This window comes from Halorussus marinus (genome assembly GCF_004521895.1).
Classification (GTDB): Archaea; Halobacteriota; Halobacteria; order Halobacteriales; family Haladaptataceae; genus Halorussus; species Halorussus marinus.
This window is the reverse complement of sequence record NZ_SBIR01000003.1, coordinates 293,708-307,158: the sequence shown is the minus strand read 5'-3', so window position 1 is coordinate 307,158 and position 13,451 is coordinate 293,708. Positions and strand designations below refer to the sequence as shown.

Here is a 13,451-nt window from a genome sequence, read left to right as displayed (position 1 = left end):
TCAGTTGCGGTGCCGAACCAAGATTGCACCCAAATCACACAACTTAATAAGAGCGTTTTCCAGTATACCCCTAATGGCGGCAACAGATGCCTTCTCAAATGAAAGGAACAATGCCCATCTTGCTTTTGCAGCCTTACTCGTCCTCTATTTCGTCACCCCCTTTGCAAACGCTACCCAGATAATCGGCGGCCTCCAACTCGATGAACTCGCTGCGGTCGGGGCGCTCGCCGGAGCCTTATATAGCTGTTACAGACGGCCATTCGTTCGTGTCCCAAATACACCCATCCTGCTATTTTTCGGGTTTGTCGTCTTCCAGCTTGTAAGTCTCGCTTGGACCGCCGACCTATCACGAGGAATGACTCGGTCCCTGCGGTTCCTCTTTGCACTAGCAGTGGTCCTTATCCTCTGGCGGTCAGTCGCTAAACGGTATCTTATCCATCGATTGCTACAAGCATACGTCATGGGTGCTACACTCACGATTTTGGCCATCTTCGTGAACGCGATAACGCAGACATACGCGCATGGATACCGTGTCGGCGCGATGGGGTACGCTCCAATTGACCTCGGCGGAGTCCTCGCCCTCGCGTTGCCGCCCGCTTGGTACCTCGGCTGGCATTACCGGACCTTACATCCGTATCTTGCCCTCTATAACTGGCTCGTCATCCCGTTCGGCATGGCGGCCATCCTTCTGACAGGATCTCGGCACTCACTCGTTGCGGCCGCATTCATCGTACCATACATTGGGTACTCGCTGTACTCACAGCCGAGCATCCGGGTGCACCTACGCTCACCGTTCAACGTCGCTACTGGCGTAGTCGTCTCCACAGGTGGGGTGGCGGGCGGTTTAGTGTTGCTCCCAGAGTATATCCGGCAGCGCCTTTACGAACTCCCACACGATATTATGATGCTTGACCTAACTGGGCGACTGCCGCGGTGGGTCGTCGCGACAGAGATTCTCCGCAACAATCCCATCGTCGGTGCGGGCGTCGGGTCGTTCCCAGTACTCGCAGAGGGTCGTCTCTTGAAATTAACGTCTCCGCCGCATCCGAATTATTTTGTGGCCGACAGTTTCTTTGCGGCAACTGCTTCGAACCTCGGCCTGCTCGGCCTCGGACTCATCATTGCCATGTACTACGTCACGGTCCGGGACGCGATTCGCACATGGGGCAACGTGAATGCTCTCTGGGTGACGCTGATCGGAATGTGGGTGATTCTCGCGGGCTTGAACACGTTCGGCATCCAGATGGCCGCATGGTTGATGTTCGGACTTGCTTGGGCGAGCCTCTATCGCGTTGAAAACACGTGACGAACAGAACAGTTTCGTCCGAACAAACAGTCCGGCTTGGATCTTGTTGCCATTGTCCGTATTCGCCGAGCCAATAATGGTTCCCACTGCCTGCGATATTGTTTGCCCAGACATTATCCGCCGCGTTGGTGGCGTTCTCTGTCACGTTCGCGTCGGTCGCGGTATTCCCCGTGATAGTCGCCCATTCACAGTTGACCAGGAGCCCGTCGTTGTTCACCATGCCGATAATCTGGGTGTCCGTGACTGGCCCGTATGCATACGTCCCACTTCCAGAGTAAATGATGCCGTGGTCGGCATAGTCCTTGACGGTCTTGTCCTGAATTGGTGTGTATGGAGCGGACGTATAAATGCCGCAGATCGCCCCGATAATGCGGTTATCGACTACTTCATTCCCTTGGCCTTCGATAATGTGGATTCCAATTGTGCCGAGGTTCTTTATGAAGTTATCCTTAATGGTGATGTCGTAATGGAGTGAGCTGTCACTGCCGGCTGTTTTCTAGCCATCATCGGAGAGGCCGAGAAGGGTATTGTTCTCGACGGTCATCGAATGACAGTTGTTGAAGTCGGTTTCTCGTGTCTCGCCAACGATGATTCTGTGTGGTTGTTCTACCCCTGTCGCCGTATTAGAGATAGCACGTCCAGTCAAAATACCGCACTGCCAGGCCTTCAACCCTATAATTTCTATCTGATTTCAGAATGGGGTTGTTCAAACCAGCAGTGAACGTTTGCCAATCCGTCGTCGCTCTCGCGAGTACTGAAGCCAGCGCGTAGCTGCCCTCCAGCCGGGCGACCGCCGACCGGAACGCCTCTTCCCGATCCATCCCGTCGGCCAGCGCGTCCTCGATTAGGTGCGGGACGACCTCGGTGTCGGTGTCGCTCTCGAACTTATGTCCCGCCTCGACGAGTTTGGCCTTGAATTCGTCATAGTTCTCGATGATACCGTCGTGGAACACGGCCACGTTGCCGGTGCAGTCGGTATGCGGGTGAGCGTTCGCGTTGGAGAGTGGGCTGGGGATGTTCCACGGGTGGGGCCGATGCCGACCGGACTCCGCATGTCGCCGCTGACCGCTCGCTGGAGGCGCCTAATCATGCCCTTCGCTTATAGACCGAGAGGTCGCTGTTCGCTGGGGCGACCCCGCCGAGTCGTAGCCCCGATACCTAACTTTCTTATTGTGAAGGAGAATCCGTTGCGTTCGAAGGACTTTTTGAGTAGGCTTCTCCACATTAGTCGCATGCGAGGCGAATACAATTTGTCACGAACTGGCATCTTCTCTGGGATCATCTGTGAGTTCGTAGACACCGGTTTCGTAGACGTTCTTCAGGTGATCGTGTTCAGCTAGTCGGATCATGCGCTGGCTGACGTACTGGCGTGACAGTTCACGTCCGTATTCTTCTTCGAGTAGCGTGCGGACGAGCGCAGGGGTCGCTCGACCGCTTGCGAGGATATTGAGGATGTCGTAATCGGCGTCGTTGAGATCTGATTCGCTCAGTACCATTACTGTCTTCTTTTTCGCCGTTCTTGGTTGTGAGTTACGGTTTACCCCGCCTTTGAAATTGCCATCGTATGTTTCTAATATCTATTTACGAATAGCAACCTATATGTGGTGGGAGCGCATATTGTAGGCTAAGAAGCGTGGGATGCCGCAGAAAGGCTCGGTGCTGGAACACCGAACCGCGCTTCGATGGAGCGAAGCATGTCGAAGAACGCACCAGCAACAGAAGAAGATTCCGACGAATCGCTAGAAAACACCTCGATGCCCGGACCGCATGGTTCTGAGATCCAGAGGGAGCCATGTCGTGATGGCGATCCGTGGTGTCCGGGACCAAACGGAACTGACCTCCCGTGTTGGCCGTGTTTCTGCCTTCGGAGCTGGGGGAACGGTCGATGATGACGAAACGGGAGCACTTGCGAATGCACCTCGTGCAGGCGTTGACGCGGTGTGAAAACGCTGACACCCGGACCCATCTTCGAGTCGCATTACAGTACTGGGACGCACTCGCAACAACGGCGGTGATAGAATGTCCAGTGTGTGGGAAGGTCGGCCTCCCCAAGCGCATTGAGAACCACCAGTGTACCGAAGAGCAATGACTGACTATGATACCGGTTCGTCTATAGGAACGCCCCCGTTTCCAAAATTATCCAACTTCGGTGGTGAATCTATCCGATTCCGCTTGGACGTACTCGTATCGGGGGACAGTGTCTAGTGCTGAAAGATGGAGACGGACGAACTCGATGTCCCATCCTCACGGGGATACGACTGGGAGAAGCGTGCAAACGAAATCAGAAAGCGCGATGACGAGATCTGCCAGCGCTGTGGTGATCACAACGGGAACTACGAATACTATCCACTGTCGATGGAGGTACATCATATCGTTCCCGGAAAGTATCTCCCGAAATCGGACGCACGCGTCGATTTGAACCTCGTCACGGTTTGCGTCACGTGCCATCGGAACCTCGAGGGGTCTCACGTAGGACGCCAATTAGCCGAAACGGGCCGTGAAGACGCGCTTCAAATCTTGAATCTCTTGAAGGACCGACCGCAGTCTGGGACTTCGATTTCACGCGAGGTTGAACTATCCGAGGAACGGGTCCGAGTTCTCGTGGACCACCTCCAAAGCATAAATTGCGTAATGAAATCTGAACGAGAATTCTATCGGGCCGTCTGCCCCGCGACGTTCAAATCCACGGTCGAGAAAGAACAGATTGAGTAACTGGGAATATTCCGATAACTTATCCGACGAAAATAACGACCGTCGGCAGTTCATCTCTCAACGGCTCCGCGATTTCGTGATGGCTGGCTACGTCGAAAAAGTCCATACAGGCCTCTATGAGCTCGTTGAGGACCCTGCAACCGACTGACCGTTGTGATCACCCGCTCACGGCGTCAGTCCACCTGCGGTTGACATTCCGATACCACAGATCCGCTAATTCGTCGACCGGGACACGCTCCTCGCTGTCGTCGGTTTCGGATTGCGGAGTAACGTCCTCTTCGGCGACAGACAGTAGTCCCGCTCGTTCCTCGAGAACTTCCGCAACAGCCGTCGCGATACCCTCGCCCTCTGGATGGATCGACAGCCACGTCTCTAACGAGACACCGAGGTCCTCGTCGGCGAATCGCTCATACCCGTGGTAGGTGGCGTACAAGTGCCGAAGGAGCGCGCCTGGATCTCGGCCTTCGGAGTCGTCCAGACGGTCCACGTTCTCGGGGTCGAGCTCGGTACAGAGCGCGATAACCGTCATCTGCATGTGGTGGGAGTACAGCCATTCGAACAGCAACCATGTCGTGTGGAGGTCGTAGACGGCCTTGCGAGCGAGGATGAACGCAAGCCGTGTCCGATTCGTGTATCGAACATCCCGTTTCGTATACGTGTATCGGGGACAGGTCTCGTTCAGGCGGTCGAGCCAGTCGTCTTTCCCGTCGGCAGCTGCCGTGAGGACGAGCGGGAGGCGTTCGTCTGGCGAGAGCTCACGGAGAATCTCGTCACTGAGTTCGTCGAGTTCGTTCTCGACGCGGCGCTTGGTCATCCCCCGTCCTCCATCACGTCAGTCGCCTACTGGAGGAGATCAAGTTCCTCCTCCATCTCGTCGATGTCGGTGTCTTTCATGAGTTTGCGGTACTGTCCGGAGAGATAGCCGAGCGTCCGAACCCACCGAAGCTGGAGTTTCTCAGCGTCGATACCGTCAGGATCGGAGTCCTTGATCTCGTCGTGGACGTCCCGGATAGTGTCGGCAGGATCGACACCACCTGCTCGCGCTCGGTCGCAGATCGCTCGCTCGTCGAGCGATGGCTCGGGTTCGAACCGCAGCAAAACGGACGTGGCGCGCCGACTCCCGACCCGTCCGCGTGCGCTGGCCGCGCTCGAATCGCCGGAGGCATACGACCGGAAGTAGGCTGCGCTCTCCTCACCAGTCGGACGCGAACGCTCGCTCAGCCACGTTGCTGGATGCGTTCATCGGTCCCACCTCGTCGGGATGAACTCAATCGTCGGCCGTGTAGGCGCCGCTCCGGTGCTCGATCCGGTGAACTTCGAGAATGGATGCCTCGTGATCGAGGACGCAGGCGAGGCGGTACTGCCCGACGCGTAGTTTCTCGAACGGACCACCCGTCAGCGGTTCGAGATAGTCGGCCGGATCGCGCCACTCGGCGGTCACGACCTCATCGAGTTTCGAGACGAGGCGGTCCTGTACGTGTGGGTCGAGACTATCGAACTGGTCGGCGGCCCGCGGTGCGAACTTCCACGCCCACTCGGCATCGTCACTCGTCATCCTCGTCCATCATGGCGATTACCTCGTCCCGAGAGACCAACTCTGCTTCGCCGGACCGAAGGTCGTGTTCGCTCGCCGCGATCTGTTTCCATCCCTCGCGCGAGAACTCGGGATGTTTCACCGCATCTCGCGCCGCGTGGCGAAGGAACTCGCTTCGAGAGTTGAACCCCTGCTCCTTCCACGTTGCGTCGATGTCCTCCAAGAAGGCCCGCGTCAGTCGGAGGTTGATCTGAACTTTCTCCGGGTCGGTATCGTCGTTGGATGTGTCGGCGTTGGACATATACGTGTGCTTTACGTACGTACATGAATAAAGACTCCGTCGGACGACTCGATGACCCGGCGATGAACTGCTCGCCGAGCGACGGAGCGAGTCCGAACCTCCTCGACGCGAGCGTGGCGCGCCAACTCCCGACCCGTCCGCGTGCGCTGGCCGCATGAGCTCCCGGAACGGCCAGCCGAAACGGACCGAGACGACCGCACGGGCGTCGAACGAGAACGAACCTGTCCGCCCTCCGATTTGGCACAACACATTTGTATACGAGATTGTATACGCTCTAGTGTGAGCAAAAGCATCCGGGTCGACGACGACACGCACGCCGCCCTCGCAGCGCTCAAAGGTGACGACGAAACGTTCGACGAGTTACTGTCCCGACTCGTTCGGGAGCGACGCGAAACGATCCGTGCGGGTGCGGGCCTCTGGTCCGGGACGGATGCCGCCGAGCGCGCCCGCGAAGCGCGCGAACAGATGAAACGGGACGTCGGCGGTCGATGACGCTTTACGACAGTAGCGTCCTCATCGACTACCTCGACGGTAACGAGGACGCGGTGGACTACGTCGAGAACCACATCGATGAACGCGCAGTCACCCCACCGCTCGCCATGTACGAGGTGTATCAGGGCGAGATCTACAAGTCCGGGCCGGCCGACTTCGATGCGGTCGACGGCGCGCTCGGGTGGGTGACCGTGGTGGACAAAACCCCCGCCCTCGCACGCGCCGCGGCTGAACTCCAGAACGACCTGGCGACCAGTGGGAGTCCCCTCTCGGCCCGCGATGCCTTCATCGCGGGGGCCGCTGCGGGACTCGATGAGCGACTCGTCGTCGCCGACTCCGATTTCGACATCGACGGCCTCACCGACCACCTCGACGTCGAGGTCCTCTGAGGTCGACGCACTGATTCACAAGTAGAACCCCCCAAACTGTGCTCCTACCGTTGGATGGATCGCGCGAACGTAAACAGAACAGGGCGATGAAGAGCGCGCCCATGGAGCGAAGCCGGACCTGGAGTAGACCACGCCGTCATGGATGCTCCCCGTCGTGAGCGTCTTCGCCACCGGCATCGGCGGCCAACAGCCGCGCCAGATCCGACTGGGTTTGGGCCGCCCACACCCACTCGGGGTCGAACGTGGTCTCGATCTGTTTGACGCGGCCCTCACGCCCGCGCGATTCGATCCACGTCTCCACCAGCCCCATCGTCTCGAGGTCGGTCAGCACCTCCCGGATGGCACGCTCGCCCAACCGATGGTCGTCGGCCACAGCATCGCGCTGTAACGCCTCGGCGATCTGCTGGGTCGTCACCGGCTGGACAATCGCGCCCGTTTCGGACTCTCGGTGCAGCGTGGCGGCGGCGAGCACGGCCGTGTGCGAGAGCGGCAACCGCTCAAGTTTCTCGACCGTCGTGGCTTTCTCGGTCGTCTCGACATTCGCGTCGATGCACTCGGCGGTCACCTGGCCGAGCTCGCGTTCATCGGCAGTCTCGCCGGCGTGGCGGAACAGCGTGAGCGCCTTCCGAGCGTCACCCCACCGGTCGGCGGCCCGGCGCACGCCGTACTCGAACACGTCCTCGGGCAACGCGCCCTCGCGGAACGCGTCCTCGAGCCGCGGCGCCAAGATTAACTCCAATTCGCGGGCGGCGTACGGCGCGAAGAACACCCCCTCGCCACTCATTGCGCTCTGGATCCGACTGTCCAACCGCAAATCCACCTCCAGTAGCTCGTTGCTCACCAGGAACACCGACAGATTCAGCCCACGTGAGACCTTCCCCTCGCCGCGCAACAACCGGTAGAAGAAGTCGTTCGGACCATAATTCGTGTCTTGAGCCATGTGGTCATCTCATCAAGGATCAGCACCACATACTCCGGATACGACTCTAACGCCTTCCAAATCCCAGCGAACACGCCATCCAACCCTTCGTAGGCCTGCTTGCGCTCGCCGGTGAGTTTGAACAGAATCTCGTTGGCCGCGCTGAACTGCGAGCGACACTCCTTCAGATTCACGTACTCGTAGCCGAACGCGGGCGTCCGTGACGCGAACTCCGCACAGAGGCGCCGCGTGGTGAACGTCTTGCCCGTGCCCGGCGGGCCGTACACCGACACCGTGGTCGGGAGATAGCCGTCGTGGACGCTGGCCAGGATCGTAGCGAGCGCGCGCTCCTCGGCGTCCCGTCCGACCACCTCGTCAGATTCGGCCAGCGGGTCGAGCGCGCCTTTGTCGGCGAACACGCTGTCGGTGACGGCCGCGTCGTCGAAGAGGTCGTCGTAGTCGGTCATGGCGTTGTGGGGTTCCCTCCCGGTTGCCGGCGAGCGCGAGAGGATTCCGGCGAAGCTACGGGTGTGTAGGTGTATCGCCAGTAAAAGGATTCGGCACCAGACGGCAAGCCGTCGGGCCACCAGCGACCCCTTGGTGGGCCAGAGACCACCCTCGCCACGATCGCCGCACTTCTCGGTTTCCTACTCGAGAGACAACCGCCGCAGGGCTGGCTCCCAGTTCGGTCGGTTGAACGAGGAGAACGTAGAACACCGAAATTTCCAGAGAGAAATGTGTGAACCAATCAGACCAGCTCCGAAGGCGGTCGTGCCACCAAGCAATCCAGACATCGACAGCGTCAGGTGGGATCCAAGCGAGCTCGTACTGGCTGACACCGCACGGCGTCGAGACTAGAAATTCGACCGAGAACACGAAATCGAGTGTCCGACGCACGTTATCAGCGGCGAGGATGACGAGCTCGTGCCGACATTCGGAGTAGAAATGGCCGAGACGGTCCCCAAGAGAGACGTCGTCGCAGTCGACGCGGCGAGTCACCTACCTCGCTGGGAGGCACAGACGGACGCCGTGCTGGCGGTTCCGGCCTCGTGATAGCCGGCATCTCGCTGGGCGAACTGGCCGTGCTGTACGCTATTTTCAGCCGTGACTCGGCTACCTATTTCAGTCGTCGGACGTGTGTGGCGAGTATGGACGAGCAAAAACAGGCGACGTTCGGGGCAGACGGCGAGTTGCAGATGGACGACGATGGGGACGAGAACAGCGATCGCGAGGACGGGCCGGCACACAATGACTTCGGCGAGGAGCTTGGTGAACACGAGACTAAGGCCGGTGTTAGCAGATATGTTGTCTCGAGCCTCCTGCAGAAATCGGTTCGGCGTTCGGACGAGAACACTGCCGCGTGGGCCGCATGGGAACTCGTCCGTTCTGGGTACGCGTGGAACTTCTGGGACCGAGTCACCCTCTTCGTCGTGGAGGACCTCCGGGCTGGCCACGAGGTGGCCCTTACGATTCGTCGGTATGAGGAACTAGCACACGAGCGCTGGTCGGTGGATTCGTGGCGTGGGCGCCTGTGTGCCATCCACGCCGCACTTGCAGCCGCGCGAGCTCCCTCTTCACGCGAGTCAGCGCACGCGGACGAGTACTTCGGCGAACTGTCGGACGAGCGGGTTGCCGCCCGCGAGGAGGGACGGGAACCGCGATATGACTCGCCAGTCGATGACATGGATCCCGATGGAAAGTACGACGCTGTCTTCGACCAGCATACGTACGAAGGCAAGAAGCGGGGCCGCGACGGGACGTTCTTTCGGACCCATGGCGCCCGCGTTGGCCCTGAAGGCGAATCGGAACTCAGTCGCCAGTGGCGACTGCGGAGCATGAAATTGGATGATCAGGAATACACGGACGAGCAATTGGCCCGTGCCGTCACACCGGTCGAAGCCGACGAGAGATGGTCAGACGACCTCGATAGTTGATACTGACCACGCGACAGCCACCGCGAATCGAGTGCGACATCGACACCGATGCTGCTTGACCGCCCTTCCTGTCGGGCGTGATGCCGAATACACGAGTGCTGCTAGCACACACCTGTGTTCGTTACTCGTGGATTTCACCCGTTGAGCGGGAGATGATGACGGGCACAGTATCCGCTCGCTGGTCGATCGCTGAGGAAGGGGGTGTAGCGCCCTGTATCGCAGAAGCTAATCGTCAGATACAGTTTCTCTCTTCGCTCCTGCCCAGCAGGGTTACGGATAGAGACGTTGCCATCCGTTGTATGGCTGAAAATACTACTGCTGCCGAAATCTTTGGGCTGTCCAGCAGGCACTCACCGAAGCGTTGCGAACCGGCGACCCCGACGTCGACGAAGAGAAAACGGAGAAACTCCGCAAAAAGCGACGATAAACCACCGTTTTAGTCTCCCCCGACGTAACGGCTCGGCGTGGCCTCTCTCTCGTCGGTCCTCGGAGCGGACGCCGAAGTCCTCACCGAGCGACCGTTCCAACTGCTCTTCGTCGCGAATCTGCTCCCGCCGCTCGGCACGGCGCTGCTCTCGCCGGTCCTCGGGTCGCTCATCGGCCCGTTCGGCGCGACGCCGGCGAACATCGGACTGCTGATGTCGGCGTTCACGGCGCCCGCCGTCGTCGTCATCCCGATCATCGGCGTGATCGCCGACCGGTACGGGCGACGACCGGTGATCCTGTTCGGATTGGTCCTATTCGGGACGGCCGGCACCGCGATCGCGCTCACCACCGACTTCCGGGTCGCACTCTTTCTCCGATTACTCCAGGGCATCGGGTTCGCCTCGCTCACGCCGATCATCATCACCAGCATCGGCGACCTCTATGCGGGAACGAAGGAGGCGACCGCACAGGGACTCCGATTCACGGGCTCGGGGCTCTCTCAGACCGTGTTCCCGCTCGGCGCGGGCGTGCTGGTCGGCGTCGCGTGGCAGTACCCGTTCTTGCTGTACGCCATCGCGTTCCCCATCGCCGCGATCGTCTACGTCTGGTTCGAGGAGCCGGTCGACCCCGACGTCGACCCGACTGCCGACGACGCGCCCCTCCGAAGCCAACTCGCCGACCTCCGGGAACTCGTCGCCCAGCGGCGCGCGTGGGCGATGATCCTCGCGCGGGGCACGCCAAACGTCGTCTGGCTCGGGTTTCTCACCTACAACTCGATCCTCGTGGTCGATCTCCTCGGCGGCTCTCCGGCCCAGGCCGGCCTGTTGGCGGCCGTCGGGAGCCTGAGCTACGCCTTGGCGGCGACCCAGGCCGGTCGCATCACGGCGCGCTTCGAGAGCCGGCTCTACCCGCTCGTCGCGATGAACGCCGCGATGGGCGGCGGGCTCTGCGTGGTGTTCGCCGCCGGGAGCCTTCCGATCGCCTTCCTCGGGGTCGTCGTTATGGGCGTCGGGTTCGGGATCGTGCTCTCGCTGTACCGGAGTATCATCACCACGCTGGCGCCCGCGGAGCTCCGCGGCGGCCTCGTGAGTCTCGGCGAGGGGACCGGGCGACTGAGCTCGACGCTCACGCCGATCGTGATGGGCGGCGCCATCGGCGCCGCGACGCCCCGACTGGGATTCGAACTGTCCGTGCAGGTCGTGGGCGTCGGGATGAGCGTGTTCGCGGCGGCCGTCGGGAGTGGCGCGCTGTTCGTCGTCAGCGCGTCGCCGCCGCTCCGAGTCGACGAGTGAGCCGACGACAGCCAGCCCGACCGATCGACGTGCGCCGCCAGCGCGTCGAGCAGGACCCGGGCCCACGCACCGGGACGGGCGGGCTCCACACGTAGACTGAAATACGTGGCGCGCCGTTAGGAGAACAGCACCCATGCCAGAGCTCGAACGGCTCACGGTCTACCCCGTGAAGGGCCTCGACGGAATCGACGTCGACGCGACAGCGATCCTCGACGGCGGTACCCTCGCGCGCGACCGGGAGTTCGCGCTGTTCGACGCCGACGGCGACGTGATCAACGGCAAGCGAACCGACCGAGTCCACGACCTACGGACGGACTTCGACCCCGAGTCGGGCGAGTTCACGGTCACGAGCCCCGGCGACGAGACCAATCGGTTCGATCTCGACGACGCTCGCGACCGCGAACGCGCCGAAGACTGGTTCGGCGACGCCTTCGAGGCCGACCTGACGCTCCGTCGGGATCGGACGCTCGGGTTCGTCGACCGCCGGGAGATGGGTCCGTCGGTCGTCAGCACCGCCACGCTGGAGACCGTCGCGTCGTGGTTCGACGGAATGACCGTCGAGAGCGCGCGTCGACGCCACCGGGCCAACGTCGAGGTTTCGGGCGTCCCGGCGTTCTGGGAGGACCGATTCGTCGGCGAGGACGCGCCCGCGTTCGCGGTCGGCGGCGTTCGGTTCGAGGGCGTCACGCCCTGCGGTCGGTGTGTCGTCCCCGAGCGCGACCCGGACACGGGCGAGCCGATCCCCGAGTTCCGCGAGCGATTCGTCCAAAAACGCGAGGAGACGTTCCCCGACTGGGCCGACGAGGAGGCGTTCGACCACTACTACACGCTGATGCTCATCGCCCGGGTTCCCGAGTCCGACCGGGGACGAACGCTCCGCGTCGGCGATCCCGTCGACGTGATCGAGTGAGCGTCACTCCGTCGCCAGCTCTACGGTCGCGTTCGCGAAGACGTTCGCGCCGGCGACACAGTCGTCCCACTCGGTGAACTCCGCTTCGTTGTGGGTAATCCCGTCGACCGAGGGCACGAACACCATCGCGGTCGGCGCCAGATTGTTGACGTACTTGGCGTCGTGGCCCGCCCCGCTGACGATCCGTTCGTACGAAACGTCGGCTCTTTCGGCGGCGTCGGCGACCACCTTCCGCACTTCCGGATCGTACTCGGTGTGGGGGATCTCCCAGACGTCTTCGATCTCGTAGTCCGTACCGTGGCGCCGACACGCCGCCTCGACCTCGTCGCGGATCGCGGCTTTGGCATCGGCGACCAGCGCGTCGTCGTACGATCGGATGTCGACGGTGAACTCGGCGCGGCTCGGGATGACGTTCACCGAGTCGGGCTCGACCGAGAACTTTCCGATGGTGGCCACCGCGTCCGGGCCGAGACGGTTCGGCAGGTCGTTGAGCTCCGAGGCGGCGTCCGCGGCGGCGGCCATCGCGTCGGTGCGGGTGTGCATCGGCGACGGCCCGGCGTGGTCGGACTCCCCGCGGATGGTGACTCGTTGCCACGCCATGCCGAAGACGCCCTCTACGACCCCCACGGACGTCTCGTTGGCGTCGAGAGTCGGCCCCTGTTCGACGTGGAGTTCGAGGTGGCTGTGGACGTCGAACGGCGAGACGTCCGCGTCGCCGGCGTAGCCGATGCGTTCGAGTTCCTCGCCCAGACTGGCGCCGTCGGCGTCTGTCAGCGCGAGCGCCTCGTCGAGGTCGGTGACGCCCGCGAACACCCCGCTTCCCAGCATCGCGTGCTGGAAGCGAGACCCCTCCTCGTTCGTCCAGTCGACGATCTCGATCGGGCGGTCGGTCTCGATCCCCTCGTCGTCGAGCGTTCGGAGCGTCTCCAGGGCCGCGAGCACGCCCAGTTGGCCGTCGTAGCGCCCGCCGTACGGCTGGGAGTCCAGATGGGAGCCGACGAGGACGGGATCGGCGTCCGGATTCGTCCCCTCGCGCCGGCCGAAGACGTTGCCGACCGCGTCGACCCGGACGTCGAGCCCCAGCGATTCGAGGTCCGCGACGAAGGTCTCGCGGACCCGCTCGTCGGCGTCGGTCAGCGCGAGGCGATGCAGGCCGCCGTCGTCGGTGGCGCCGATCTCGGAGTACGACTCGAAGCTCTCCCGGAATCGGTCTGCGTCAATCTGTAGCATACCGAT

17 protein-coding genes are annotated in these 13,451 nt (G+C 61.7%); 8 read left to right on the top strand and 9 right to left on the bottom strand.

Annotated elements, in window-relative coordinates:
- Positions 1–73 precede the first annotated feature (73 nt).
- Positions 74–1,306, top strand: coding sequence for an O-antigen ligase family protein (locus tag EPL04_RS05705; RefSeq protein ID WP_134670257.1), 1,233 nt, complete (start codon positions 74–76; stop codon positions 1,304–1,306).
- Between the two features lie 623 nt (positions 1,307–1,929).
- On the opposite strand, the gene EPL04_RS05700 is transcribed toward EPL04_RS05705, so the two are convergent.
- Both EPL04_RS05700 and EPL04_RS05695 read right to left on the bottom strand, forming a co-directional pair.
- Positions 1,930–2,322 (bottom strand): hypothetical protein, encoded by a 393-nt coding sequence (locus EPL04_RS05700; RefSeq protein WP_134670255.1) that lies wholly within the window; start codon positions 2,320–2,322, stop codon positions 1,930–1,932.
- A 237-nt stretch (positions 2,323–2,559) separates the two neighbouring features.
- Positions 2,560–2,802 (bottom strand): hypothetical protein, encoded by a 243-nt coding sequence (locus tag EPL04_RS05695; RefSeq protein WP_134670253.1) that lies wholly within the window; start codon positions 2,800–2,802, stop codon positions 2,560–2,562.
- A gap of 718 nt (positions 2,803–3,520) precedes the next feature.
- Here EPL04_RS05695 and EPL04_RS05685 point away from each other — a divergent pair.
- Positions 3,521–4,018 carry an HNH endonuclease gene (locus tag EPL04_RS05685; protein WP_134670249.1) on the top strand — a complete coding sequence of 166 codons (498 nt, stop codon included), beginning with the start codon at positions 3,521–3,523 and terminating at the stop codon, positions 4,016–4,018.
- A 157-nt stretch (positions 4,019–4,175) separates the two neighbouring features.
- Here the strand turns inward: EPL04_RS05685 and EPL04_RS05680 are convergent, their stop codons facing one another.
- The 4 genes from EPL04_RS05680 to EPL04_RS05665 form a co-directional block, all read right to left on the bottom strand.
- The gene (locus EPL04_RS05680) at positions 4,176–4,832 is read right to left on the bottom strand and encodes a hypothetical protein (RefSeq protein ID WP_134670247.1); all 657 of its coding nucleotides are present in this window, start codon (positions 4,830–4,832) and stop codon (positions 4,176–4,178) included.
- A gap of 26 nt (positions 4,833–4,858) precedes the next feature.
- Positions 4,859–5,116: a hypothetical protein gene (locus EPL04_RS05675; RefSeq protein ID WP_134670245.1), complete on the bottom strand. Its 258-nt coding sequence runs from the start codon at positions 5,114–5,116 to the stop codon at positions 4,859–4,861.
- 169 nt (positions 5,117–5,285) lie between these two features.
- On the bottom strand, positions 5,286–5,573 hold the full coding sequence (locus EPL04_RS05670; RefSeq protein WP_134670243.1) for a type II toxin-antitoxin system RelE family toxin: 288 nt from the start codon (positions 5,571–5,573) through the stop codon (positions 5,286–5,288).
- Complete coding sequence (locus EPL04_RS05665; RefSeq protein WP_134670241.1) at positions 5,563–5,853, bottom strand: ribbon-helix-helix domain-containing protein; 291 nt, start codon at positions 5,851–5,853, stop codon at positions 5,563–5,565. Before EPL04_RS05665 ends, EPL04_RS05670 begins: the two co-directional genes overlap by 11 nt.
- A gap of 23 nt (positions 5,854–5,876) precedes the next feature.
- Here EPL04_RS05665 and EPL04_RS19295 point away from each other — a divergent pair, with 23 nt between their 5' ends.
- The 3 genes from EPL04_RS19295 (at position 5,877) to EPL04_RS05655 (ending at position 6,734) form a co-directional block, all read left to right on the top strand.
- On the top strand, positions 5,877–6,011 hold the full coding sequence (locus EPL04_RS19295; RefSeq protein WP_280633719.1) for a hypothetical protein: 135 nt from the start codon (positions 5,877–5,879) through the stop codon (positions 6,009–6,011).
- Between the two features lie 121 nt (positions 6,012–6,132).
- Entirely contained in the window at positions 6,133–6,345 is a 213-nt protein-coding gene (locus EPL04_RS05660; RefSeq protein WP_134670239.1) for a DUF7557 family protein, read from the top strand.
- Complete coding sequence (locus EPL04_RS05655; RefSeq protein ID WP_134670237.1) at positions 6,342–6,734, top strand: PIN domain-containing protein; 393 nt, start codon at positions 6,342–6,344, stop codon at positions 6,732–6,734. The genes EPL04_RS05660 and EPL04_RS05655 overlap by 4 nt, the downstream gene beginning before the upstream one ends.
- Positions 6,735–6,870: 136 nt before the next feature.
- Here EPL04_RS05655 and EPL04_RS19150 read toward each other — a convergent pair whose 3' ends face one another.
- Positions 6,871–7,674 carry a Cdc6/Cdc18 family protein gene (locus EPL04_RS19150; protein ID WP_245154527.1) on the bottom strand — a complete coding sequence of 268 codons (804 nt, stop codon included), beginning with the start codon at positions 7,672–7,674 and terminating at the stop codon, positions 6,871–6,873.
- Positions 7,593–8,120, bottom strand: coding sequence for an AAA family ATPase (locus tag EPL04_RS19145; RefSeq protein ID WP_245154526.1), 528 nt, complete (start codon positions 8,118–8,120; stop codon positions 7,593–7,595). Before EPL04_RS19145 ends, EPL04_RS19150 begins: the two co-directional genes overlap by 82 nt.
- Positions 8,121–8,801: 681 nt before the next feature.
- Between EPL04_RS19145 and EPL04_RS05645 the strand changes: the two genes are divergently transcribed.
- The 3 genes from EPL04_RS05645 to EPL04_RS05635 all read left to right on the top strand — a co-directional run bounded on the left by EPL04_RS05645 (position 8,802) and on the right by EPL04_RS05635 (position 12,215).
- The gene (locus EPL04_RS05645; RefSeq protein WP_134670235.1) at positions 8,802–9,587 is read left to right on the top strand and encodes a hypothetical protein; all 786 of its coding nucleotides are present in this window, start codon (positions 8,802–8,804) and stop codon (positions 9,585–9,587) included.
- Positions 9,588–10,051: 464 nt separating this feature from the next.
- Positions 10,052–11,305 carry an MFS transporter gene (locus tag EPL04_RS05640; RefSeq protein ID WP_134670233.1) on the top strand — a complete coding sequence of 418 codons (1,254 nt, stop codon included), beginning with the start codon at positions 10,052–10,054 and terminating at the stop codon, positions 11,303–11,305.
- Between the two features lie 133 nt (positions 11,306–11,438).
- A complete protein-coding gene (locus EPL04_RS05635) occupies positions 11,439–12,215 on the top strand; it encodes an MOSC domain-containing protein (RefSeq protein WP_134670231.1) in 777 nt (258 codons plus the stop codon).
- Between the two features lie 3 nt (positions 12,216–12,218).
- Here the strand turns inward: EPL04_RS05635 and EPL04_RS05630 are convergent, their stop codons facing one another.
- A complete protein-coding gene (locus EPL04_RS05630; protein WP_134670229.1) occupies positions 12,219–13,445 on the bottom strand; it encodes a Zn-dependent hydrolase in 1,227 nt (408 codons plus the stop codon).
- Positions 13,446–13,451: the final 6 nt, after the last annotated feature.

Coding starts and splice junctions, on each gene's coding strand:
- EPL04_RS05630 (WP_134670229.1), bottom strand. CDS start 13,445: ATGCTACAGATTGACGCAGACCGATTCCGGGAGAGCTTCGAGTCGTAC.
- EPL04_RS19150 (WP_245154527.1), bottom strand. CDS start 7,674: ATGGCTCAAGACACGAATTATGGTCCGAACGACTTCTTCTACCGGTTG.
- EPL04_RS05670 (WP_134670243.1), bottom strand. CDS start 5,573: ATGACGAGTGACGATGCCGAGTGGGCGTGGAAGTTCGCACCGCGGGCC.
- EPL04_RS05635 (WP_134670231.1), top strand. CDS start 11,439: ATGCCAGAGCTCGAACGGCTCACGGTCTACCCCGTGAAGGGCCTCGAC.
- EPL04_RS05655 (WP_134670237.1), top strand. CDS start 6,342: ATGACGCTTTACGACAGTAGCGTCCTCATCGACTACCTCGACGGTAAC.
- EPL04_RS19295 (WP_280633719.1), top strand. CDS start 5,877: ATGAATAAAGACTCCGTCGGACGACTCGATGACCCGGCGATGAACTGC.
- EPL04_RS05665 (WP_134670241.1), bottom strand. CDS start 5,853: ATGTCCAACGCCGACACATCCAACGACGATACCGACCCGGAGAAAGTT.
- EPL04_RS19145 (WP_245154526.1), bottom strand. CDS start 8,120: ATGACCGACTACGACGACCTCTTCGACGACGCGGCCGTCACCGACAGC.
- EPL04_RS05705 (WP_134670257.1), top strand. CDS start 74: ATGGCGGCAACAGATGCCTTCTCAAATGAAAGGAACAATGCCCATCTT.
- EPL04_RS05680 (WP_134670247.1), bottom strand. CDS start 4,832: ATGACCAAGCGCCGCGTCGAGAACGAACTCGACGAACTCAGTGACGAG.
- EPL04_RS05645 (WP_134670235.1), top strand. CDS start 8,802: ATGGACGAGCAAAAACAGGCGACGTTCGGGGCAGACGGCGAGTTGCAG.
- EPL04_RS05685 (WP_134670249.1), top strand. CDS start 3,521: ATGGAGACGGACGAACTCGATGTCCCATCCTCACGGGGATACGACTGG.
- EPL04_RS05695 (WP_134670253.1), bottom strand. CDS start 2,802: ATGGTACTGAGCGAATCAGATCTCAACGACGCCGATTACGACATCCTC.